Origin of the sequence: Streptomyces sp. BR1, assembly GCF_052373795.1 — a bacterium.
Classification (GTDB): domain Bacteria; phylum Actinomycetota; class Actinomycetes; order Streptomycetales; family Streptomycetaceae; genus Streptomyces.
The window spans coordinates 1,464,721-1,489,289 of record NZ_CM126252.1 but is presented as its reverse complement, the minus strand read 5'-3'; the positions used below and the strand labels follow the sequence as shown (position 1 = coordinate 1,489,289).

The window sequence follows — 24,569 nt, the reverse complement described above, 5'->3', positions numbered from 1 at the left end:
GGGTTGTTAGGGGTTTCTCGCGCTTCTCCCGCGTGCAAGAGTTACCCCTGGTCTTGGGTTCTTATTCGGGGTAATGGAGCGCGCGATGTTGAATGAGTCCGAGGATTTCACGGCGGAAATCAATGTCGCCCCCGAAGCCGGTGCGACGCCGGGCGTGAGCCCGGCGGGCGCCCTGTCCTGGCCGCAGCGCCTGACCGGCCTCGCCGAGACCGAACAGCACACCGCGCTGCTTGAGTGGGTCGTCTCGCTGGTCACCGCCGCGCTGCGGGACTCCGCCCCCGCCGTCCTCGACCCGCACCGCCCCTTCCTGGAGCTGGGCTTCGACTCGCTCGCCGCCGTCGACCTGCACGCCAGGCTCACCGCCGGTACCGGCCTGCGACTGCCCGTCACCCTGGCGTTCGACCACCCCACGCCCGCCCACCTCGCCCGCCATCTGCGCGCCGTGATCCTGGGCCTGGGCGAGACCGACGAGCGGCCCGTCGCCGCCGCCGTCGCCAGCGACGAACCCATCGCCATCGTGGGAATCGGCTGCCGCTTCCCCGGCGGCGTGGAGTCCCCCGAAGCCCTCTGGGACCTCGTCGCGGCCGGCACCGACGCCATTTCCGAATTCCCCACCGGGCGCGGCTGGGACCTCGACGCGCTGTACAACCCCGACCCCGACCAGGCCGGTACCAGTTATGCCCGCGAAGGCGGCTTTCTCCACGACGCCGACCAGTTCGACGCCGGATTCTTCGGTATATCCCCGCGCGAAGCGCTCGCCATGGACCCGCAGCAGCGACTGCTTCTCGAAACCTCCTGGGAGGCATTCGACCGGGCCGGTGTCGACCCCGCCGGACTGCGCGGCGGCCAGGTCGGCGTATTCGTCGGCGCCGAGACCCAGGAATACGGCCCCCGTCTCCAGGATGCCACCGACGGATTCGAGGGATACCTCGTCACCGGAAACGCGGCCAGCGTCGCCTCCGGCCGTATCGCCTACACCTTCGGCTTCGAGGGCCCGACGGTCACCGTCGACACGGCCTGCTCCTCCTCCCTCGCCGCCCTCCACCTCGCCGTCCAGGCGCTGCGCACCGGCGAGTGCTCCCTCGCCCTCGCGGGCGGCGCCGCGGTGATGGCGAGCCCCGGCTCGTTCATCGCCTTCAGCCGCCAGCGCGGGCTCGCCACCGACGGCCGGTGCAAGCCGTTCGCGGCCGCCGCCGACGGTACGGCCTGGGGCGAGGGCGTCGGCATGCTCCTCGTCGAGCGCCTGTCGGACGCACGCGCCAAGGGCCACCCGGTGCTGGCCGTGGTCCGTGGTTCGGCGATCAACCAGGACGGCGCCAGCAACGGTCTCACCGCCCCCAGCGGCCCCGCCCAGCAGCGTGTCATCCGCCAGGCGCTGGCCAACGCGGGTCTGGCGACCGCGGAGGTCGACGTCGTCGAGGCGCACGGCACGGGCACGAAGCTCGGGGACCCGATCGAGGCGCAGGCGCTGCTGGCCACGTACGGCCAGGACCGGGAGACGGACCGGCCGCTGTGGCTGGGCTCCCTGAAGTCGAACATCGGCCACACCCAGGCCGCGGCGGGTGTCGCGGGCATCATCAAGATGGTCATGGCGATGCGGCACGGCGTGCTGCCCCGCACCCTGCACATCGACGAGCCGACCCCGCACGTCGACTGGACGGCCGGCGACGTCTCCCTGCTCACGGAGGCCGTCCGGTGGCCGGAAGGCGACCGCCCGCGCCGGGCCGGCATCTCCTCCTTCGGCATGAGCGGCACCAACGCGCACGCCATCATCGAAGAGCCGCCGGTCGAGGACCGCGAGGGCGCAGGGCGTACTTCCGCCGCGGACGGCGAGGGCACCCGGGCGGCCACCGCGACGCAGCCGGAGAGCGACGCGACCGACACCGCGACGGCTCCCGGCGTCCTGCCCTGGACGCTGTCCGCCAAGACCTCCGAGGCCCTGCGCGCCCAGGCCCGCAACCTGAGCGCCCATCTCACGGCCCGGCCGGACGCCACCCCCCTCGACATCGGCCACTCGCTGGCGACCACACGCGGCCTCTTCGACCAGCGCGCCATCGTCCTCGGCGACGACCGGGAGTCGTTCCTGCGCGCCCTGCACGCCCTGGCCGAAGGCACCGAGACACCCTCGGTCGTCCAGGGTGCGCCCACCACGGGCAAGCTCGCGTTCCTCTTCACCGGCCAGGGCAGCCAGCGGCTCGGCATGGGCCGCGAACTGTACGACACCTACCCGGTGTTCGCCGACGCTCTCGACCACGCGTGCTGGTACCTCGACGAGCAGCTCGAAATCCCCCTCCTCGACGTCATGTTCGCCGACGAGGGCACGCCCGAGGCCGAACTCCTGGACCAGACCGCCTACACCCAGCCCGCGTTGTTCGCGGTTGAGGTGGCGTTGTTCCGGCTGGTGGAGTCGTGGGGCCTGAAGCCGGACTTCGTGGCGGGTCATTCGATCGGTGAGATCGCTGCGGCGCATGTGGCGGGTGTGTTCTCGCTGGAGGACGCGTCCCTGCTGGTCGCCGCGCGGGGCCGGTTGATGCAGGCGCTGCCGACGGGCGGTGTGATGATCGCGGTGCAGGCGTCGGAGGACGAGGTCCTTCCGTACCTCACGGACCGGGTCAGCATCGCCGCGATCAATGGTCCGCGGTCGGTGGTCGTCGCGGGTGACGAGGACGCGGCGCTTGAGGTCCTCGCGCACTTCGAAGGCCGCAAGTCGAAGCGGCTGACGGTCAGTCATGCGTTCCACTCGCCGCACATGGACGGCATGCTGGCGGAATTCCTCCGGGTCGCGCAGGTCATCGACTACGGCACGCCCGCCTTCCCCGTCGTCTCCCTCCTCACCGGCCGAGCCGCCGGCCCCGCCGAACTGGCCACCCCCGACCACTGGGTGCGGCACGTCCGAGAAGCCGTGCGTTTCCTCGACGGTGTACGCACGCTCCAGGAGCGCGGCGCCACCACCTTCCTGGAGCTCGGCCCCGACGCCGTGCTCACCGCCATGGCACAGGACAGTGTGCCCTCCCAGGACGCAGCTTTCGCCGCTGTCCTGCGCTCCGGCCGACCCGAAACGGCCACGCTCCTCACCGCCGTCGCCCGCGCGCACGTGCGCGGAGCAGAGGTGAAGTGGGCCGGCTGTTTCGCGCGGACCGGCGCGCGGCGGGTCGAACTGCCCACGTACGCCTTCCAGCGCTTGCGTTACTGGATGGACGCGCAGGTCCCCGCCGTGAACTCCGCCCCGGCACCGCACGGCGCCGACCCGGCCGACAGCGCCTTCTGGGAGGCGGTTGAGGACGAGGATGTCGCTTCGCTGGCTGCTGCTTTGGAGTTGGAGCTCGGTGGTGACCAGCCGCTGAGTGAGGTGGTTCCGGCTCTGTCTGCGTGGCGTCGTCGTCGGCGTGTGCAGTCGGAGGTGGACGGCTGGTGCTATCGGGCGGTCTGGAAGCCGGTGGGTGTCGAGGCCGGTGCCGGGGTGCGGTTGTCGGGTTCGTGGCTGGTGGTTGTTCCCGCTGGTTTCGAGGATGACGACTGGGTCGCGGATGTGGTCGGTGGTTTGACCGTTCGTGGTGCTGGGGTTCGCCAGGTTGTGGTGGCGGCGGGTGCGGATCGTGTTGCGCTGGCTGGTCTGTTCGCTGATGCCGGTATGGCTGCCGGTGTGGTGTCTTTGCTGGCGTTGGACGAGGTGTCTGGTGTTGTTCTGACGGCTGGTGTGGTTCAGGCGTTGGGTGATGCCGAGATCCCCGCACCGTTGTGGTGTGTGACGCGTGGTGCGGTGTCGGTGGGGCGTTCGGATCGTCTTGTGTCTGCGGTGCAGGCGCAGGTGTGGGGTCTGGGCCGGGTTGCTGCTTTGGAGGTTCCTGAGCGGTGGGGTGGTCTGGTCGATCTGCCGTCGGTGTTGGACGGGCGTGTGTTGTCGCGTCTGGTGGGTGTGCTGGGGTCTGGTTCTGGTGAGGATCAGGTTGCGGTGCGTTCGTCGGGTGTGTTCGGGCGTCGTCTGGTGCGTGCTGCGGGTGCGGAGGGCGGCTCGGGTTGGTCTCCTCGTGGCACGGTGTTGGTGACGGGTGGTACGGGTGCTCTGGGTGGCCGGGTGGCCCGCTGGCTGGCTGGCTCTGGTGCACGGCGTGTGGTTCTGACGAGCCGTCGTGGTCTGGAAGCGCCTGGTGCTGCTGAGCTGGTTGACGAGCTGAACGGCATGGGTGTTGAGGCATCGGTGGTGGCCTGTGACGCGGCCGACCGTGACGCGTTGCGTGATCTGCTGTCGTCCGTTGCCGACTCTTTGACGGCTGTCGTGCATACGGCGGGTGTGCTGGATGACGGTGTGCTCGACTCCCTGACGGCGGAGCGTTTTGAGGGTGTGCTGCGGGCGAAGGCGGTGTCCGCCCGGCATCTGCATGAGCTGACCGGTGAGCTCGGTATCGAACTCGACGCGTTCGTCCTCTTCTCGTCGATGAGTGGCAGCATCGGTGCGGCCGGGCAGGCCAACTACGCTGCCGCGAATGCCTATTTGGATGCTCTGGCTGAGCAGCGTCGTGCTGATGGTCTTGCCGCGACGTCTGTGGCCTGGGGTCCGTGGGCCGAGGGCGGCATGGCGGCCGACGAGGCCATGGAAGCCCGTATGCGGCAGGAGGGCGTGCCCCCCATGGGCCCCGACTCCGCCATCACCGCGCTGGAGCAGGCCGTCGGCGCGGGCGAGGCGGCGCTCACCGTCGCGGACATCGACTGGGATCGATTCTTCGCGGGCTTCACCGCAGTCCGTCCCAGCTCCCTGATCAGCGACTTCGTCGCCCGCTCGGAGGGCAGCGCCGCCCTCACCGGCCAGGGCTCCGTCGTCACGGGCGTCGATGTCGCGGGCACCGTGGTCGGGCAGCTGGCGGGCCTGACCGAGGCCGAGCAGACGCGTGAGCTGCTCGACCTGGTTCGTACGCAGGTCGCCGCCGTACTCGGCCACGACGGCTCGGATGCGGTCGGCGCGGACCGTGCCTTCAAGGAGCTCGGGTTCGACTCCCTTACCGCCGTCGAGCTGCGCAATCGACTCGGCTCGGCGGCCGGACTGAGCCTGCCCTCCACGCTGGTGTACGACTACCCGACGTCGGCCGCGCTCGCGGAGTACCTGCGCGGTGAGTTGGTCGGTACGCAGTCGGCGGTGGCCGGCCCGGTGGTCACGTCCACGGTCGTGGACGACGACCCCATCGCGATTGTGGCGATGAGCTGCCGGTTCCCCGGTGGCGTACGCACCCCGGAAGACCTCTGGCGCCTGCTCTCGACCGGCACGGACGCGGTCGCCGAATTCCCGGCGGACCGTGGCTGGGACCTGGCGAGCCTCTACAGCGCGGACCCGGACCAGCCGGGCACCTCACACACGCGGCAGGGCGGATTCCTCTACGACGCGGCCGACTTCGACGCTGGTTTCTTCGGGATCTCGCCGCGTGAGGCCCTGGCGATGGACCCGCAGCAGCGTCTCCTGCTGGAGACCTCGTGGGAGGCGTTCGAGCAGGCCGGGATCGACCCGTCGTCCCTGCGCGGCAGCCAGGCCGGTGTATTCGTCGGCACCAACGGCCAGGACTACCTCTCCCTCGTCACGCGCGAGGCGGACGGGCTCGAAGGCCATGTCGCCACGGGCAACGCGGCGAGCGTCGTGTCCGGCCGGCTCTCCTACGTCTTCGGCCTCGAAGGCCCGGCGATCACGGTCGACACGGCGTGCTCGTCATCGCTGGTCGCCCTCCATCTGGCTGTGCAGGCGCTGCGGCAGGGCGAGTGCTCGCTCGCGCTGGCCGGTGGCGTGACCATCATGTCGACGCCCGACGCGTTCATCGACTTCAGCCGTCAGCGGGGTCTTGCGGCCGATGGCCGTATCAAGGCGTTCGCGGCGGGTGCGGACGGTACGGGCTGGGGCGAGGGCGTCGGCATGCTGCTTGTCGAGCGGCTGTCCGACGCGCAGGCCAAGGGCCATCCGGTGTTGGCGGTGGTCCGTGGTTCCGCGATCAACCAGGACGGTGCGAGCAACGGTCTGACGGCTCCGAATGGTCCGTCGCAGCAGCGGGTGATCCGTGCGGCTCTGGCGAGTGCGGGTCTGTCGGCTGAGGATGTGGATGTGGTGGAGGCGCACGGTACGGGTACGAGGTTGGGTGACCCGATCGAGGCGCAGGCGCTGCTGGCCACGTACGGCCAGGACCGCGAGGCCGACCGGCCGCTGCTGCTCGGCTCGATCAAGTCCAACATCGGTCACACGCAGGCCGCTGCCGGTGTCGCGGGCGTCATCAAGATGGTGCTGGCCATGCAACACGGCCTCCTCCCGCAGAGCCTGCACGTGGACGCCCCGACCCCGCACGTCGACTGGACGGCGGGGGCGGTGTCCCTGCTGACCGAGCAGATGGCATGGCCGGAGTCGGGCCGCCCGCGCCGGGCCGGTGTGTCCTCGTTCGGCCTGAGCGGCACGAACGCCCACACGATCATCGAAGAAGCCCCGGCGTTTGACGCCGAGGTGACAGCGGGCGCCGGGAAGACGGTCCCCCCGGTGCTGCCCCTCGTCCTCTCGGCCAAGAGCGAATCCGGTCTGCGGGCACAGGCCGAGCGCCTGACGACGCACCTGGCCGCGCACCCGGACGTCACGGCCGCTGACATCGCCTACTCCCTCGCGACCGGCCGCTCCGCGCTGGACGAGCGCGCGATCCTGGTCGCCGGCCACGAGAACCGCGATGCCCTCGCGGCCGGGCTGCTGAGCCTCGCCGCCGGTGAACAGTCGGCGGGCCTGGTCCGTGGGACGGTGACCAGTGGCGGTCTGGCGTTCCTGTTCACGGGTCAGGGCAGCCAGCGGCTGGGGATGGGCCGCGAGCTGTACGACACGTACCCGGTGTTCGCGGATGCGCTGGACGAGGTCTGCGCGCACATGGACACACACCTTGAAGTCCCGCTGCATGGCGTGCTGTTCGACAACGACGGTGATCTTCTCGACCGTACGGAGTTCACTCAGCCTGCGTTGTTCGCGGTTGAGGTGGCGTTGTTCCGCCTGGTCGAGTCGTGGGGGCTGAAGCCCGACTTCCTGGCGGGTCACTCGATCGGTGAGATTGCCGCCGCGCATGTGGCGGGTGTGTTGTCGCTCCAGGATGCCTGTGAACTGGTCGCTGCGCGTGGCCGGTTGATGCAGGCGCTGCCTGCCGGTGGTGTGATGATCGCGGTGCAGGCGTCGGAGGGGGAGGTGCTTCCGTACCTCACCGACCGGGTCAGCATCGCAGCGATCAACGGTCCGCGCTCGGTGGTCATCGCGGGTGACGAGGATGCGGCGAACGCGGTCCTCGCACACTTCACGGACCGCAAGTCGAAGCGACTGACGGTCAGTCATGCGTTCCACTCGCCGCACATGGACGGCATGCTGGACGCGTTCCGCGAGGTTGTCGCGGGGCTGTCGTACGGCACCCCGAGCATCCCGGTCGTTTCCAACCTCACTGGTGCGCTGGTCTCGGACGAGATGGCGTCGGCCGACTTCTGGGTGCGTCATGTTCGTGAGGCGGTTCGCTTCCTCGACGGTGTTCGTGCCCTCGAAGCGGCCGGCGTCACCACCTACCTCGAACTCGGTCCCGACGGAGTCCTCTCCGCCATGGCGCAGGAGTGCGTCACCGAGGACGCGACCTTCGTGCCGGTGCTCCGCAAGGGCCGTTCCGAGGCCGAGACGGTGACGATTGCCCTTGCGCAGGCGCATGTCCGGGGTATTTCCGTCGACTGGGAGGCGTTCTTCGCGGGTACCGGTGCTCAGCGAGTTGCTCTGCCGACGTATGCCTTCCAGCGCTCGCGTTACTGGCCCGAGATCACCCTTTCGGCGACCGGACCGGTCACCGGCGGGCTCGAAGATTCCGTGGGTGCCGGTTTCTGGGAGGCGGTTGAGCATGAGGATGTTGCTTCGCTCGCTGCTGCTCTGAAGCTGGATCTTGACGGGGATCAGCCGCTGAGTGAGGTGCTTCCCGCGCTGGCGGCCTGGCGCAAGCAGGGCCAGGAGCAGGCGATGCTTGACGGCTGGCGTTATCGGGCGAGCTGGAAGCCGGTGGGTGTTGAGGCCGGTGGTGGGGTGCGGTTGTCGGGTTCGTGGCTGGTGGTTGTTCCCGCTGGCTTTGAGGACGATGACTGGGTCGCGGATGTGGTCGGTGGTTTGACCGTTCGTGGTGCTGGGGTTCGCCGGGTCGTGGTGGCGGCGGGTGCGGATCGTGTCGCGCTGGCCGGGCTGTTTGCTGATGCCGGTATGGCTGCTGGTGTGGTGTCTTTGCTGGCGTTGGACGAGGTGTCTGGGCTTGTTCTGACGGCTGGTGTGGTTGCGGCGTTGGGTGATGCCGAGATCCCCGCGCCGTTGTGGTGTGTGACGCGTGGTGCTGTGTCGGTGGGGCGTTGGGATCGTGTTGTGTCTGCGGTGCAGGCGCAGGTGTGGGGTTTGGGCCGGGTTGCTGCTTTGGAGGTTCCTGAGCGGTGGGGTGGTCTGGTTGATCTGCCCTCGGTAGTGGACGGGCGCGTGCTGTCGCGTTTGTGCGCGGTGTTGGGGTCTGGTTCTGGTGAGGACCAGGTCGCGGTGCGTTCGTCGGGTGTGTTCGGACGTCGTGTGGTGCGTGCTTCTCGGGTTGAGGGGGCGCAGGGTTGGGCTCCGAGCGGCACGGTGCTGGTGACGGGTGGTACGGGTGCTCTGGGTGGCCGGGTCGCTCGTTGGCTGACGGCTTCCGGTGCGGGGCGGATTGTTCTGACGAGTCGTCGGGGGTTGGATGCTCCGGGGGCTGGTGAGCTGGTTGCCGAGCTTGCGGGTCTCGGGGTCGATGTGTCGGTGGTCGCGTGCGACGTGTCCGATCGGGATGCTCTGCGGACCCTGCTGGCATCCATCGCTGATTCCCTCACCGCTGTGGTGCATACGGCGGGTGTGCTGGATGACGGTGTGCTCGACGCTCTGACTCCGGACCGCTTCGAGGGTGTGCTGCGGGCCAAGGCGGTGTCCGCCCGACATCTGCACGAGCTGACCGGCGAGCTGGGTATCGAACTCGACGCCTTCGTTCTGTTCTCGTCGATGAGTGGCAGCATCGGTGCGGCCGGGCAGGCCAACTACGCTGCCGCGAACGCCTACCTGGACGCTCTCGCCGAGCAGCGTCGTGCCGATGGTCTCGCCGCGACGTCTCTGGCCTGGGGCCCGTGGGCCGAGGGGGGCATGGCGGCCGACGAGGCGCTGGAAGCCCGTATGCGTCGGGACGGCGTGCCCCCGATGCGGGCGGATCTCGCCATCGAGGCCCTCCGTCAGGCCATCGGTGCCGACGAGGCCGCGCTCACCGTGGCCGATGTCGAGTGGGACCGGTTCCTCGCGGGCTTCACCGCCGTACGCCGCAGCGAGCTGTTCGCGGAGTTGCGCGAGGTACGCGAAGCCGCCCGGGCGACGCAGGCCCGTGGCTCGGAGGCACCCGAGGCCGGGCGTCCCGTTTCCCTGGCCGGGCGGCTGGCCGCCCTCGCCGCCGCCGAGCAGGAGCGCGATCTCCTGGAGCTGGTCCGTACGCACGTCGCCGCCGTGCTCGGCCACGCCGGATCCGACGCGGTAGGCGCGGCACGGGCGTTCAAGGAGTTGGGCTTCGACTCCCTCACGGCAGTCGAGCTGCGTAACCGCCTGGGCGCGGCCACCGAGTTGAAGCTTCCGGCCACGTTGATCTACGACTACCCGACGTCGGCCGCGCTCGCGGAGTACCTGCGCGACGAGTTGGTCGGCAGTGTGCGGGTCGCCGACACCCTGCTGCCCGGTGTGGCCACGGCTGTGGACGACGATCCGATCGCGATTGTGGCGATGAGCTGCCGGTTCCCCGGCGGCGTACGCACCCCGGAAGATCTCTGGCGCCTGCTCTCGACCGGCACGGACGCGGTCGCCGGATTCCCGGCGGACCGTGGCTGGGACCTGGAGCGGCTCTACAGCTCCGACCCGGACCAGCCGGGCACCTCGTACACCCGTGAGGGCGGTTTCTTCGACGGCGTGGCGGAGTTCGACCCGGCGTTCTTCGGAATTTCGCCGCGTGAGGCGCTGGCGATGGACCCGCAGCAGCGGCTGCTGCTCGAAACGTCCTGGGAGGCGTTCGAGCGGGCGGGCATCGACCCCTCGTCGGTGCGCGGCAGCCAGGCCGGTGTGTTCGTCGGCACCAACGGCCAGGACTACCTCTCCCTCGTCACGCGCGAGGCGGACGGCCTCGAAGGCCACGTGGGCACCGGCAACGCGGGCAGCGTCATGTCCGGCCGGGTCTCCTACGCGCTCGGCCTGGAGGGTCCGGCGGTCACGGTCGACACGGCGTGCTCGTCGTCGCTGGTCGCCCTGCACTGGGCCATCCAGGCGCTGCGGCAGGGCGAGTGCTCGATGGCGCTGGCCGGTGGTGTGACCATCATGTCGACGCCCGAGAACTTCATCGACTTCAGCCGACAGCGGGGTCTTGCGGTCGATGGCCGTATCAAGGCGTTCGCGGCGGGTGCGGACGGTACGGGCTGGGGCGAGGGTGTCGGCATGCTGCTCGTCGAGCGGCTGTCCGACGCGCAGCGCAACGGGCACCCGGTGCTCGCCGTGGTCCGTGGTTCCGCGATCAACCAGGATGGTGCGAGCAACGGCCTCACGGCTCCGAACGGCCCCTCCCAGCAGCGGGTGATCCGTGCGGCTCTGGCGAGCGCGGGCCTGTCGGCTGCGGACGTGGACGTGGTGGAGGCGCACGGTACGGGTACGAGGTTGGGTGACCCGATCGAGGCGCAGGCGCTGCTGGCCACGTACGGTCAGGACCGCCCGGCCGATCGGCCGCTGCTGCTCGGCTCGATCAAGTCGAACATCGGCCACACCCAGGCTGCCGCCGGTGTCGCGGGCATCATCAAGATGGTTCTCGCGATGCAGCACGGCGAGTTGCCGCAGACCCTGCACGTGGACGCGCCGACCCCGCACGTGGATTGGACTGCGGGCGACATCGCCCTGCTGACCGAGCAGGTGGCATGGCCGGAGACCGGTCGTCCCCGCCGGGCGGGCATCTCGTCCTTCGGCATCAGCGGTACCAACGCCCACACGATCATCGAGCAGGCCCCCGAGGCGGTGGAGACGGCCCCGGCCGATGACACGGCGCCCGGCGCCTTGCCGTACCTCCTCTCGGGCAGGAGCTCGGAGGCTCTGCGTGCCCAGGCGGCGGCGCTGCGCGCCCACCTGGAGACCCCGCAGGCCGTACCCGGCAACGCCCCCCGAGCCGTCGACCTCGCCTTCTCGCTCGCCACGGCGCGCGCGCACCTCGACCACCGTGCGGTGCTGACCGCCGACGACCAGCAGGAACTCGCCGACGTACTGGCACTACTGGCCGCAGGCGAGCCCGCACCCGGCACCACCACCGGGGTGGTGGGCGACGGCCGCACCGCGTTCCTGTTCACGGGTCAGGGCAGCCAGCGGCTCGGCATGGGCCGTGAGCTGTACGACACCTGCCCGGTGTTCGCGGATGCGCTGGACGAGGTCTGTGCGCACATCGACACGCACCTCGAAGTCCCGCTGGCGGATGTGCTGTTCGGGGACGATGCGGGTCTGGTGGATCGTACGGAGTTCACTCAGCCTGCGTTGTTCGCGGTTGAGGTGGCGTTGTTCCGGCTGGTGGAGTCGTGGGGTGTGAAGCCCGACTTCCTGGCCGGTCACTCCATCGGTGAAATTGCCGCCGCGCATGTGGCGGGTGTGTTCTCGCTCCAGGATGCCTGTGAACTGGTCGCCGCGCGTGGCCGGTTGATGCAAGCGCTGCCGACGGGTGGCGTGATGATCGCGGTGCAGGCGTCGGAGGACGAGGTGCTTCCGTACCTCACCGACGGTGTGTCCATCGCAGCCATCAACGGTCCGCAGTCAGTGGTCATCGCCGGTGACGAGGACGCGGCGCTCAAGATTGTCGCGCAGTTCCCGGACCGTAAGTCGAAGCGGCTGACGGTCAGTCACGCGTTCCACTCGCCTCACATGGACGGCATGTTGGACGCGTTCCGTGAGGTTGTGGCGGGGCTGTCGTACGAGTCGCCCCGCATCCCGGTCGTCTCCAACCTGACCGGTGCTCTGGTCTCCGACGAGATGTCGTCCCCCGACTTCTGGGTACGTCACGTCCGCGAGGCCGTACGGTTCCACGACGGCATCCGAACCCTCGAAGCGGCCGGTGTCACCACCTACCTCGAACTGGGCCCCGACGGAGTTCTCTCCGCCCTCGCGCAGGAGTGCGTGACCGGCGAGGACGGTGTCTTCGCAGCCGCCCTGCGCTCCGGCCGCTCCGAGGCCGAGACCGTCGCCACGGCCCTTGCGCAGGCGCACGTCCGAGGCACCGCCGTGGACTGGCAGGCGTACTTCTCCGGCAGCGGAACCCGTCGGGTCGACCTGCCCACGTATGCCTTCCAGCGGCAGCGCTACTGGCCCAGCGCGTCGGCTCTCGCCTCCGGCGACCCGGAGGCCATCGGGCTCGGCGACGCCGGGCACCCCCTGCTCGGCGCCGCGGTGGCTCTCGCGGACTCCGAAGGGGTGCTCTTCACCGGGCGGCTGTCGCTCGATACGCATCCCTGGCTGGCCGACCACACCATCCTCGGCAGCGTCCTGCTGCCTGGTACAGCCTTCGTCGACCTGGCGATCCGCGCCGGTGACCAGGTCGGCTGCGACACGGTGGAGGAGCTGACGCTCCAGGCGCCGCTCGTGCTGCCCGAGCGGGGCGGCGTACAGCTCCAGTTGGTCGTCGAGGCGCCCAGTGGGCCCGGACAGCGGCCGTTCAGCGTGCACTCGCGCCGACCGGACGCCCTCGCGGAGGAGCCCTGGACGCGTCACGCCTCCGGCGTGCTGGCCTCCGGTGCGCCCGGTGGGGCCGCGCGGCAGGACCTGACCGAATGGCCGCCGTCCGGAGCCGTACCGGTGGACGTGCGGGGGCTGTACGAGGAGCTGGCCGAAGGCGGTGTCGCGTACGGGCCGCTGTTCCAGGGGCTCACCGCGGCCTGGCGCCGGGACGGTGAGCTCTTCACCGAGGTGACGCTCCCCGGCGAGGCACGCCGCGAGGCGGCGCGCTTCGGTCTGCACCCCGCCCTGCTGGACGCGGGTCTGCACGCCATCGGGTACGGCGACGGCGAGCAGACCGATACCGGTGCGCTCCTGCCGTTCGCATGGTCGGGTGTCTCGCTGTACGCGTCGGGAGCGTCGTCGCTCCGGATGCGGCTGACCCCGCACACCCTCGGCGACCCGCACACCGTGGCGCTGCTGGTGGCGGACGAGACCGGGCGTCCGGTGGCCTCGGTGGAGTCCTTGACCCTGCGCACGGCCTCGGCCGACCAGGTGCGCGCGGCCGACGGCGGGCACCTGGAGTCGCTGTTCCGCGTCGAGTGGCTGCCCGTGGTGGGCCCGCGTGCCACCGCGACCGGTCAGCGGTGGGCCGTACTGGGCCGGGACACGCTGGGCCTGGCCGTGACGGGCGCGCAGGTGACGGAGTACGCCGACGTGGCGGCGCTCGGTGCCACCCTGGCGGCCGGCGAGGCGCTGCCCGATGCCGTCTTCGTACCGCCGGCCGGCGCGCCGCAGAAGGACGCCGGCACCGTCGCCTCGGTGCACGCCGCCGTACAGGGCGCGCTGAGTGCCGTGCGGGAATGGACGGCGGACGAGCGGTTCGCCGGGACGCGGCTGGTGTGGCTGACTGCGGGTGCCGTCGCCACGGAAGCCGGTGCGGGTGTGGCGGACCTGGCGGGCGGTGCCGTACGCGGTCTGCTGCGTTCGGCGCAGTCGGAGAACCCGGGGCAGCTGCTCCAGATCGACCTCGATGCCGACAGCGAATCGGCTGCGGCGTCGCTCGCCGTGCTGCCGGCCGCGCTGGCCTGCGGCGAGCCGGAAACCGCCATCCGGCGCGGCGAGATCAGCGCGCCCCGCCTGGTGCGCGTGCCCTCCGCCGACGTGACACGCCAGCCGCTCGGCGACACGCCCGACGGCCTCGGCGTGCTCGGAGCGCTCGCTGATTCGGCCGGCACGGTGCTGGTGACCGGCGCCACCGGGAACCTGGGACGGCTGTTCGCCCGCCACCTGGTGACGGCCCACGGAATCAAGCGCCTGCTGCTCACCAGCCGACGGGGGCCGCAGGCCGACGGTGCCGACGAACTCCTCGCCGAACTGGCGGAGTTGGGCGCCGAGGCCGATCTCGTCGCCTGCGACGCCGCCGACCGTGACGCCCTGGCCGCGCTGCTCGCAGCCGTACCCGCCGAGCATCCGCTGACCGCCGTCGTGCACACGGCCGGTGTGCTGGACGACGGGGTGCTCTCCTCGCTCACCCCGGAACGGGTCGCGGCCGTGCTGCGCCCGAAGGTGGACGCGGCACTCAACCTGCACGAGCTGACCCGGGACCACGGCCTCGCGGCCTTCGTCCTCTTCTCCGGCGCGGCTGCCGCCTTCGGAGCGGCCGGCCAGGCGAACTACGCGGCGGCCAACGCGTTCCTGGAGGCGCTGGCAGAGCAGCGCCGCGCCGAAGGACTTGCGGCGACCTCCCTCGCCTGGGGCCTGTGGGCCCCGCAGGCGGGCGGTATGGCGCAGCAGCTCGACGAGGTCGACCTGCGGCGCATCGCCAGGGACGGCGTCGGCGCGCTCTCCGGTGACGAGGGCCTGGCGCTCTTCGACACCGCCCTCACCGTCGACGCGGCGGTCCTGCTGCCGATGCGGCTCGACCTCGCGGTGCTGCGCGCGCACGCCGTCTCGACGGGCGAGGTCCCGGCACTGCTGCGCGCTCTGGTACGCGTGCCGTCCCGGCGTGCGGTCGAACCGCGTGCGGCGGCGGACGGCGGTTCGCCCCTGACGGCCAGGCTGCTCGCCCTGCCCTCCGCCGAGCGCGAGGGTGCGGTGCTGGACCTGGTGTGCGGGCGGGTGGCCGCGGTTCTCGGCCATGCCGGGGCCGACGCGGTCGACGCGGACCGCGCGTTCAAGGAACTCGGCTTCGACTCCCTCACGGCGGTCGAGCTGCGCAATGTCCTGAAGGCCGAGACCGGTCTGCGGCTGTCGGCGACTCTCGTCTTCGACTACCCGACGCCGACCGCGCTGGCCCGCCATCTCCTGACGGAGCTGGTCGTCGAAGAGACGCACACGGCTGCGGACGCGACCCGAACGGCCGGACGCGGCGCAGTGGTTGCCGCGGGCGCGACCGGTGACGACCCGATCGTCATCGTCGGCATGGGCTGCCGGTTCCCCGGCGGCGTACGGACACCCGAGGACCTCTGGCAGCTCGTCGCGTCGGGTGGCGACGGCATCACCGCCTTCCCGGTCGACCGCGGCTGGGACGTGGAATCCCTCTACCACCCCGACCCCGACCACGCCGGGACCTCGTACACCCGTGAAGGCGGATTCCTGCACGACGCGGCCGACTTCGACCCGGCGTTCTTCGGGATCTCGCCGCGTGAGGCCCTGGCGATGGACCCGCAGCAGCGGCTGCTGCTCGAAACGTCCTGGGAGGCGTTCGAGCGGGCCGGGATCGACCCGGCGACGCTGCGCGGAAGCCGTACGGGCGTCTTCGCGGGCGTCATGTACCACGACTACGTGACCGGTATCGGCGACGGCGGCAGCGAACTGCCCGAGGGCGTCGAGGGCTACATCGGCACCGGCAACGCGGGCAGCATCGCCTCCGGCCGTGTCGCCTACACCTTCGGACTCGAAGGCCCCGCCGTCACGGTCGACACGGCGTGTTCCTCGTCGCTGGTCGCGCTGCACTGGGCGATCCAGGCGCTGCGCAGCGGCGAGTGCACGATGGCGCTGGCCGGCGGTGTCGCGGTTATGGCGACCCCCGAGACCTTCGTCGACTTCAGCCGCCAGCGCGGCCTCTCGGCCGACGGCCGGTGCAAGTCCTTCGCGGCGGCAGCCGACGGTACGGGCTGGGGCGAGGGCGCGGGCATGCTGCTCGTCGAGCGGCTGTCGGACGCGCGGAGGAACGGCCACCCGGTGCTGGCGGTGGTCCGTGGATCGGCGATCAACCAGGACGGTGCGAGCAACGGCCTCACCGCCCCCAACGGCCCCTCGCAGCAGCGGGTGATCCGCGAGGCGCTGGCCGGTGCGGGCCTGTCGGCCGCCGAGGTCGACGCGGTCGAGGCCCACGGCACGGGAACCCGTCTCGGTGACCCGATCGAGGCCCAGGCCCTGCTCGCCACGTACGGGCAGGAGAAGTCGGCGGACCGGCCGCTGTGGCTCGGTTCGATCAAGTCGAACATCGGTCATACGCAGGCGGCGGCGGGTGTCGCGGGCATCATCAAGATGGTCATGGCGATGCGCCACGGTGTGCTGCCCCGGACCCTGCATGTCGACGCTCCCTCGCCGCAGATCGATTGGGAGGACGGCGCGGTCTCGCTGCTGACGGACGCGGTGGAGTGGCCGGAGACGGGCCGTCCGCGCCGCGCGGGCGTGTCGTCCTTCGGTATCAGCGGCACCAACGCCCACACGATCATCGAGCAGCCGCCGACGGCTGAACAGACCGCGGCAGAGCGGCTTCCCGAGGCCCCGGACGCGACTCCGGTGACGTTGCCGGTGGTGCCGTGGGTGCTCTCGGCGAGGGGACAGGACGCCCTGCGCGCACAGGCGCGTCAGCTCCAGTCGTATGTACTCGCCGCGCCGGAACTGCGCCCGGTGGACGTTGCTCGTTCGCTGGTGGTGGGGCGTGCGTCGTTCGAGGACCGTGGGGCTGTGGTGGCCGGGGACCGGGATGGTTTGCTGGCGGGTCTTGGGGTGTTGGCGGAGGGTGGTTCTGCTGCTGGTGTGGTGGCGGGTTCGCCGGTTGGTGGGAAGCTGGCGTTCCTGTTCACGGGTCAGGGGAGTCAGCGGCTGGGGATGGGGCGTGAGCTGTATGACGCCTACCCGGTGTTCGCGGAGGCGTTGGACACGGTCGCCGCTCACCTCGAAGTCCCGCTGAAGGATGTGCTGTTCGGCTCGGACGCGGAGGCGTTGGATCGTACGGAGTTCACTCAGCCTGCGTTGTTCGCCGTTGAGGTGGCGTTGTTCCGTCTGGTGGAGTCGTGGGGTGTGAAGCCGGACTTCCTGGCGGGTCACTCCATCGGTGAGATTGCCGCCGCGCATGTGGCCGGGGTGTTCTCGCTGGAGGACGCGTGTGCGCTGGTTTCCGCTCGTGGTCGGTTGATGCAGGCGCTTCCCGCCGGTGGTGTGATGATCGCGGTGCAGGCGTCGGAGGACGAGGTGCTTCCGTACCTCACCGACGGTGTGTCCATCGCGGCCGTCAATGGTCCGCGGTCGGTGGTCGTCGCGGGTGACGAGGATGCGGCGAACGCGGTCCTCGCGCACTTCGAAGGCCGTAAGTCGAAGCGGCTGACGGTCAGTCATGCGTTCCACTCGCCGCACATGGACGGGATGTTGGACGCCTTCCGCGAGGTGGTGGCGGGGCTGTCGTATGGCACCCCGAGCATCCCGGTCGTTTCCAACCTGACCGGTGCTCTGGTCTCGGACGAGATGGCCTCGGCCGACTTCTGGGTGCGACATGTCCGTGAGGCTGTACGGTTCCTCGACGGCATCCGCGCCCTCGAAGCCGCTGGCGTGACCACCTACCTCGAACTCGGTCCCGACGGAGTTCTCTCCGCCATGGCGCAGGAGTGCGTCACCGAGGACGCGGTCTTCGTACCGGTGCTCCGCAAGAGCCGTCCCGAGGCCGAGACGCTCACCACCGCGCTCGCCCGCGCCCACACGCACGGCGTCACGGTCGACTGGCAGGCGTACTACGCGGGCACCGGCGCCCAGCGCGTCGATCTGCCGACGTATGCCTTCCAGCGCTCGCGCTACTGGCTCCAACTGCCTGGTGCCGTACGGGGAGGTGGCGTCACTGATGAGGTGGACGCACGCTTCTGGGACGCGGTCGAGCGGGAGGACCTGGAGTCGCTCGCCGCGACTCTGGGCGTCGAGGACGAGAACGCGTGGGGCAGCGTGCTGCCGGCTCTGTCTGCGTGGCGTCGTCGTCGGCGTGTGCAGTCGGAGGTGGACGGCTGGTGCTATCGGGCGGTCTGGAAGCCGGTGGGTGTCGAGGCCAGTGCCGGGGTGCGGTTGTCGGGTTCGTGGCTGGTGGTTGTTCCCGCTGGTTTCGAGGATGACGACTGGGTCGCGGATGTGGTCGGTGGTTTGACCGTTCGTGGTGCTGGGGTTCGCCGTGTTGTGGTGGAGCCGGGTGCGGATCGTGTCGCGTTGGCTGGTCTGCTGACCGGTTTCGGTGCTGTTGCTGGTGTGGTGTCGCTCCTCGCTTTGGATGAGGGTTCTGGGCTTGTTCTGACGGCTGGTGTGGTTCAGGCGTTGGGCGATGCCGAGATCCCCGCACCGTTGTGGTGTGTGACGCGTGGTGCTGTGTCGATGGGGCGTTCGGATCGTCTTGTGTCTGCGGTCCAGGCGCAGGTGTGGGGTCTGGGCCGGGTCGCTGCTTTGGAGGTTCCGGAGCGTTGGGGCGGTCTGGTTGATCTGCCTTCGGTGCTGGATGAGCGTGCCCTGTCGCGGTTGACCGCGGTGCTGGTGTCTGGTTCGGATGAGGACCAGGTTGCGGTGCGGTCGTCGGGTGTCTTCGGGCGCCGTCTGGTGCGTGCTGCGGGTGCGGAGGGTGCCTCGGGTTGGTCTCCTCGTGGCACGGTGTTGGTGACGGGTGGTACGGGCGCCCTGGGTGGCCGTGTTGCTCGTTGGCTGGCGGTTTCCGGTGGGGTGGAGCGCATTGTTCTGACGAGCCGTCGTGGTCTGGAAGCTCCTGGTGCGGCTGAGCTGGTGGACGAGCTGACCGGCATGGGTGTTGAGGCATCCGTGGTGGCGTGTGACGCGGCCGACCGTGACGCGCTGTGTGTTCTGTTGTCGTCCGTCGCCGAGTCGCTGACTGCCGTTGTTCATACGGCGGGTGTGCTGGATGACGGTGTGCTCGACGCTCTGACTCCTGACCGCATCGAAAGCGTGCTGCGGGCCAAGGCGGTGTCCGCCCGGCACCTGCACGAGCTGACCGGCGAGCTCGGCATCGAACTCGACGCCTTCGTCCTCTTCTCGTCGATGAGTGGCAGCATCGGTGCGGCCGGGCAGGCCAACTACGCTGCCGCGAATGCCTATTTGGATGCTCTGGCCGAGCAGCGTCGTGCTGATGGTCTTGCGGCGACGTCTCTGGCTTGGGGTCCGTGGGCCGAGGGCGGCATGGCGGCCGACGAGGCCATGGAAGCCCGTATGCGTCGGGGTGGTGTGCCGCCGATGGACGCGGATCTCGCCCTTGAGGCGCTGGGGCGTGCGGTGGGTTCTTCCGATGCGGCTCTGACGATTGTGGATGTGGAGTGGGACCTGTTCGCGCCCGGCTTCACCGCTGTGCGGGCGAGCGGCCTCCTCGCCGAACTCCCCGAGGCCCAGCGCGCGCTCGCCACGAGCGGCGGCGCGGACGACCGTACGCAGCATGCTGGTTCGTCCCTGACGCAGCTGCTCCAGGGCTTGGCCGAGGCGGATCGTGAGCCGTACCTCCTGGATCTGGTCCGTACGCAGGTTGCCGAGGTGCTGGGGCATTCGGGTGCCGGGGATATCGAGGCGGGGCGTGCGTTCCGTGAGATCGGTTTTGATTCGCTGACGGCTGTCGAGCTGCGTAACCGCCTGGGTGCGGTCACGGAGTTGAAGCTTCCGGCCACGTTGGTCTACGACTACCCGACGTCGGCCGCGCTGGCGGAGTATCTGCGCGGTGAGTTGGTGGGTACGCAGTCGGCGGTGGCCGGTCCGGTGGTCGCGGCCACGGTCGTGGACGACGATCCGATCGCGATCGTGGCGATGAGCTGCCGGTTCCCCGGTGGCGTACGCACCCCGGAAGACCTCTGGCAGCTTCTTTCGACCGGCGGTGACGCCATTGGCGACTTCCCCGCCGACCGTGGCTGGGACCTGGAACGGCTCTACAGCCCCGACCCCGACAAGCAGGGCACCTTCTACGCCCGCGAGGGCGGGTTCCTCTACGACGCGGCCGACTTCGATGCCGATTTCTTCGGGATCTCGCCGCGTGAGGCCCTGGCGATGGACCCGCAGCAGCGTCTCCTCCTTGAGACCTCGTGGGAGGCGTTCGAGCGGGCGGGCATCGACCCCTCGTCGGTGCGCGGCAGTCAGGCCGGTGTGTTCGTCGGCACCAACGGCCAGGACTACGGAGCGACGCTCCGGACCGTTCCGGACGGCATCGAGGGCTTCCTCGGCACGGGCAACGCGGCGAGCGTGGTGTCCGGCCGGCTCTCGTACGCCTTCGGCCTCGAAGGCCCGGCCGTCACCGTCGACACCGCCTGCTCCGCCTCGCTGGTCGCGCTGCACTGGGCCGTCCAGGCGCTGCGCAGCGGTGAGTGCTCGATGGCGCTGGCCGGCGGTGTGACGGTCATGTCGTCGCCGGGCGCGTATATCGACTTCAGTCGTCAGCGGGGTCTTGCGGAGGATGGCCGTATCAAGGCGTTCGCGGCGGGTGCGGACGGTACGGGCTGGGGCGAGGGTGTCGGCATGCTGCTCGTGGAGCGGCTTTCCGACGCGCAGCGCAACGGTCACCCCGTCCTTGCGATCGTGCGCGGCTCGGCCATCAACCAGGACGGCGCCAGCAACGGGCTCACCGCCCCCAACGGCCCCTCCCAGCAGCGGGTGATCCGCGCGGCTCTGGCGAGCGCGGGCCTGTCGGCTGCGGACGTGGACGCGGTGGAGGCGCACGGCACCGGCACCACCCTCGGCGACCCGATCGAGGCGCAGGCCCTGCTGGCCACGTACGGCCAGGACCGGCCGACTGACCAGCCGCTGCTGGTCGGTTCGATCAAATCGAACATCGGTCACACGCAGGCTGCCGCCGGTGTCGCCGGTGTGATCAAGATGGTGCTGGCCATGCAGCACGGCGAGTTGCCGCAGACCCTGCACGTGGATGCGCCGACCCCGCACGTGGACTGGACGGCTGGCGACATCGCGCTGCTGACCGAACAGCGCGCGTGGCCGGAGACCGGCCGTCCCCGCCGGGCGGGCATCTCGTCCTTCGGGTTCAGCGGTACGAACGCCCACACCGTCCTGGAGCAGGCGCCGCAGGACCAGGGCGGCGAAGCGGGCGGCGAGCGATACCGGCCCGCCATCGTCCCTTGGGCGCTGTCGGCCAAGAGCGACGAGGCCCTGCGCGTGCAGGCCGGGCGGCTGCGCGCACGTATCGCCGCCGATCCGCTCCTGGAGCCCGCCGACGTGGCCTACTCGCTGGCGATGTCGAGGGCTTCCCTCGAACGGCGCGCCGTGGTCGTCGCCCAGGAGCGCGACGAGTTCCTGAGCGCTCTGAAGGCACTGGAGGAGGGCTCGCCCGCACCGGGTCTGGTGCAGGGTGCAGCTGCCGGCGGCGGTCTGGCGTTCCTGTTCACGGGTCAGGGCAGCCAGCGGCTGGGGATGGGCCGTGAGCTGTACGACACGTACCCGGTGTTCGCGGATGCGCTGGACGAGGTCTGCGCGCACATGGACACACACCTTGAAGTCCCGCTGCATGGCGTGCTGTTCGGCGACGACCGTGATCTTCTCGACCGTACGGAGTTCACGCAGCCTGCGTTGTTCGCGGTTGAGGTGGCGTTGTTCCGGCTGGTGGAGTCGTGGGGTGTGAAGCCGGACTTCCTGGCGGGTCATTCGATCGGTGAGATCGCTGCGGCGCACGTCGCCGGGGTGTTCTCGCTCCAGGACGCATGTGAACTGGTCGCCTCGCGTGGCCGGTTGATGCAGGCGCTGCCCGCCGGTGGTGTGATGATCGCGGTGCAGGCGTCGGAGGACGAGGTGCTTCCGTACCTCACCGACGGTGTGTCCATCGCGGCCATCAACGGTCCGCAGTCGGTGGTCATCGCGGGTGACGAGGACGCCGCGCAGGAGATCGTGGCGCACTTCGAAGGCCGCAAGTCGAAGCGGCTGACGGTCAGTCATGCGTTCCACTCGCCGCACATGGACGGGATGCTCGCCGACTTCCGCAAGGTTGCCGAGGGGCTGTCGTACGGCACCCCGCGTATACCGGTCGTCTCCAACCTCACCGGTTCCGTGGTCTCCGACGAGATGGCGGACGCCGACTTCTGGGTACGCCACGTCCGTGAGGCCGTACGGTTCCTCGACGGCATTCGCGCCCTCGAAGCGGCCGGTGCCACCTCCTACATCGAGCTCGGCCCGGACGGTGTCCTCTCCGCCCTCGCGCAGGAGTGCGTGACCGGCGACGGTGCCGCGTTCCTGTCGGCCCTGCGTACCGGACGCGACGAGGCCGGGACACTGCTCTCGGCGCTCGGCGCGGCCCATGTACGCGGTGTCGCCGTCGACTGGCAGGCGTTCTACGCGGGGACCGGCGCCCAGCGCGTCGACCTGCCGACCTACGCCTTCCAGCGCGAGCGCTACTGGCTGGAGGAGGCGGGCTCCGGCGCGGCGGCCGACGGGGCCACCGGAGGATCCTTCGGGGCGGCGGACGCGCAGTTCTGGGAGGCCGTCGACAACGCCGACCTCTCCACGCTCACCGCCACCCTCGACATCGACGCCGACCAACCGCTCAGCGCCCTGCTGCCCGCCCTGTCCGCCTGGCGGCGGCAGCGGCAGGAGCAGTCGCGCGTCGACGGCTGGCGCTACGGGGTCACGTGGCGGCCGATGGCCGAGCCCGCCGTGGCACGGCCGTCCGGGACCTGGCTCCTGGTGAAGCCCGCACCCACGTCGGGGGCCACGGAAAGCCGTGCCGTCGTCGCCGCTCTGACGGCGCACGGTGTGGACGTACGCGAAGTGGCCGTTGAAGACACGCAGTTGGATCGCCACGCACTCGCTGCGCGGCTCCGGGAGGCCCTCGCCGGCGACAAGGTCGCCGGAGTGCTTTCCCTGCTGGCGCTCGCCGACGGTCCGCACCCCGCCCACCCGGCCGCACCGGCCGGGCTGCTCCTGACGGGAACGCTCGTACAGGCACTGGGTGACGCGGAGATCGACGCCCCCCTGTGGTGCGTCACCGCCGGAGCCGTGGCGGCCACCCCGTCCGACCGGGTCGGGAGCGCCGCGCAGGCACAGGTCTGGGGGCTCGGCCGGGTCGTCGCCCTGGAGCACCCCGAGCGCTGGGGCGGTCTGGTGGACATGCCCGCCTCTTGGGACGAGCGGGCCGTGGACACGCTGCTCGCCGTCCTCGCGGGTGCCGGTGACGAGGACCAGATCGCCATCCGGTCCGCGGGCCTGCTCGCCCGCCGCATCGGGCACGCCGCACCGGTACTCGGCGGCGCGGCGGACCGCGGTGCCTGGCGGCCCCGGGGCACCGTCCTGGTCACCGGAGGCACGGGCGCACTCGGCAGCCATGTCGCGCGCTGGCTCGCCGCGCACGGCGCAGAACACCTGGTCCTGGTCAGCAGGCGTGGGCCGCAGGCGCCCGGCGCGGACGCCCTCGTCGCGGAGCTCCGCGCGCTGGGCGCACACGCCACGGCCGTCGCCTGCGATGTGACCGACCGGACCGCCGTTCGTGAACTGCTCGCGAACCTGTGGACGGATACCGTCGGGAGCACCGCCGGGAATCCCGACGGCACGCCCGGCGCCCTCACCGCTGTCTTCCACACGGCGGGCGCCGGCCAGTTCGCGCCGGTCGACGCGACCGGGCCCGGCGAGGTCGCCGATGTCGTCGCCGCCAAGGTGGCCGGCGCCGCGCACCTCGACGAACTGCTCGGCGACACCGAGCTGGACGCCTTCGTCCTCTTCTCCTCCATCGCCGGAGTGTGGGGCAGCGGCGGCCAGGGTGCCTACGCGGCGGCCAACGCCCACCTGGACGCCCTGGCCCAGCAGCGCCGCGCACGCGGACTGACGGCCACCTCCGTGGCCTGGGGCCCGTGGGGCGAGGGCGGCCTCGTCGCCGACGACGAGGCGGCCGAGCAGCTGCGTCGCCGTGGACTGCCCGTCATGGCACCGGAGTTGTCGATCGCCGCTCTGCAGCAGGCGCTGGACGGGGACGAGACCACGGTCACGGTCGCCGACGTCGACTGGGACCTGTTCGTCCCGGCCTTCACCGCCGCCCGGCCGCGCCCGCTGATCGCCGACCTCCCCGAGGTGCGCGACGCGTTCGCCGCCCAGCGGGAGGCGCAGGGCGGCGCGGCCGAGGAGGCCGCCGGTCTGGAGGCCGAGTTGCGGGGCCTGGCGGGTCCGGAGGCGGAGCGGGTCGTGCTCGACCTGGTCCGCGCGCAGGTCGCCGTGGTCCTGGGGCACGACGGGTCCGCGAAGGTCGAGGCCGGCCGTGCCTTCAAGGAGCTGGGGTTCGACTCGCTCACCGCCGTCGAACTGCGCAACCGGCTCGGCTCCGCCACCGGCCTGCGCCTCCCGGCCAGTCTCGTCTTCGACCACCCCACCCCCGCCGCGCTGGCCGCCCACATCCGGGCGGAACTCCTCGGCGAGGACGCCACGCCGCAACTCCCCGCCCTCGCGGAGATCGACAAGTTGGAATTCCTTCTGTCGTCGGTCCCCGAGGACACCACGGAACGCGCCCGCGTCACCGCACGGCTCGAATCGCTCCTGGCCAACTGGAACAAGGCGGAGCGAGCGGCCATCGGAGAGGACGAGGAATTCGAAATCGATTCGGCTTCCGCCGACGACCTCTTCGACATCATCAACAATGAATTCGGAAAATCCTGACCTGATGATCGCC

The 24,569-nt window shown here is 70.7% G+C and carries 1 protein-coding gene; it reads left to right on the top strand.

What is annotated here, in order from left to right; translation table 11 throughout:
• The first annotated feature begins 85 nt into the window (after positions 1 to 85).
• Positions 86 to 24,556, top strand: coding sequence for a type I polyketide synthase (locus ACT1U9_RS06100; protein ID WP_444537351.1), 24,471 nt, complete (start codon positions 86 to 88; stop codon positions 24,554 to 24,556).
• Positions 24,557 to 24,569: the final 13 nt, after the last annotated feature.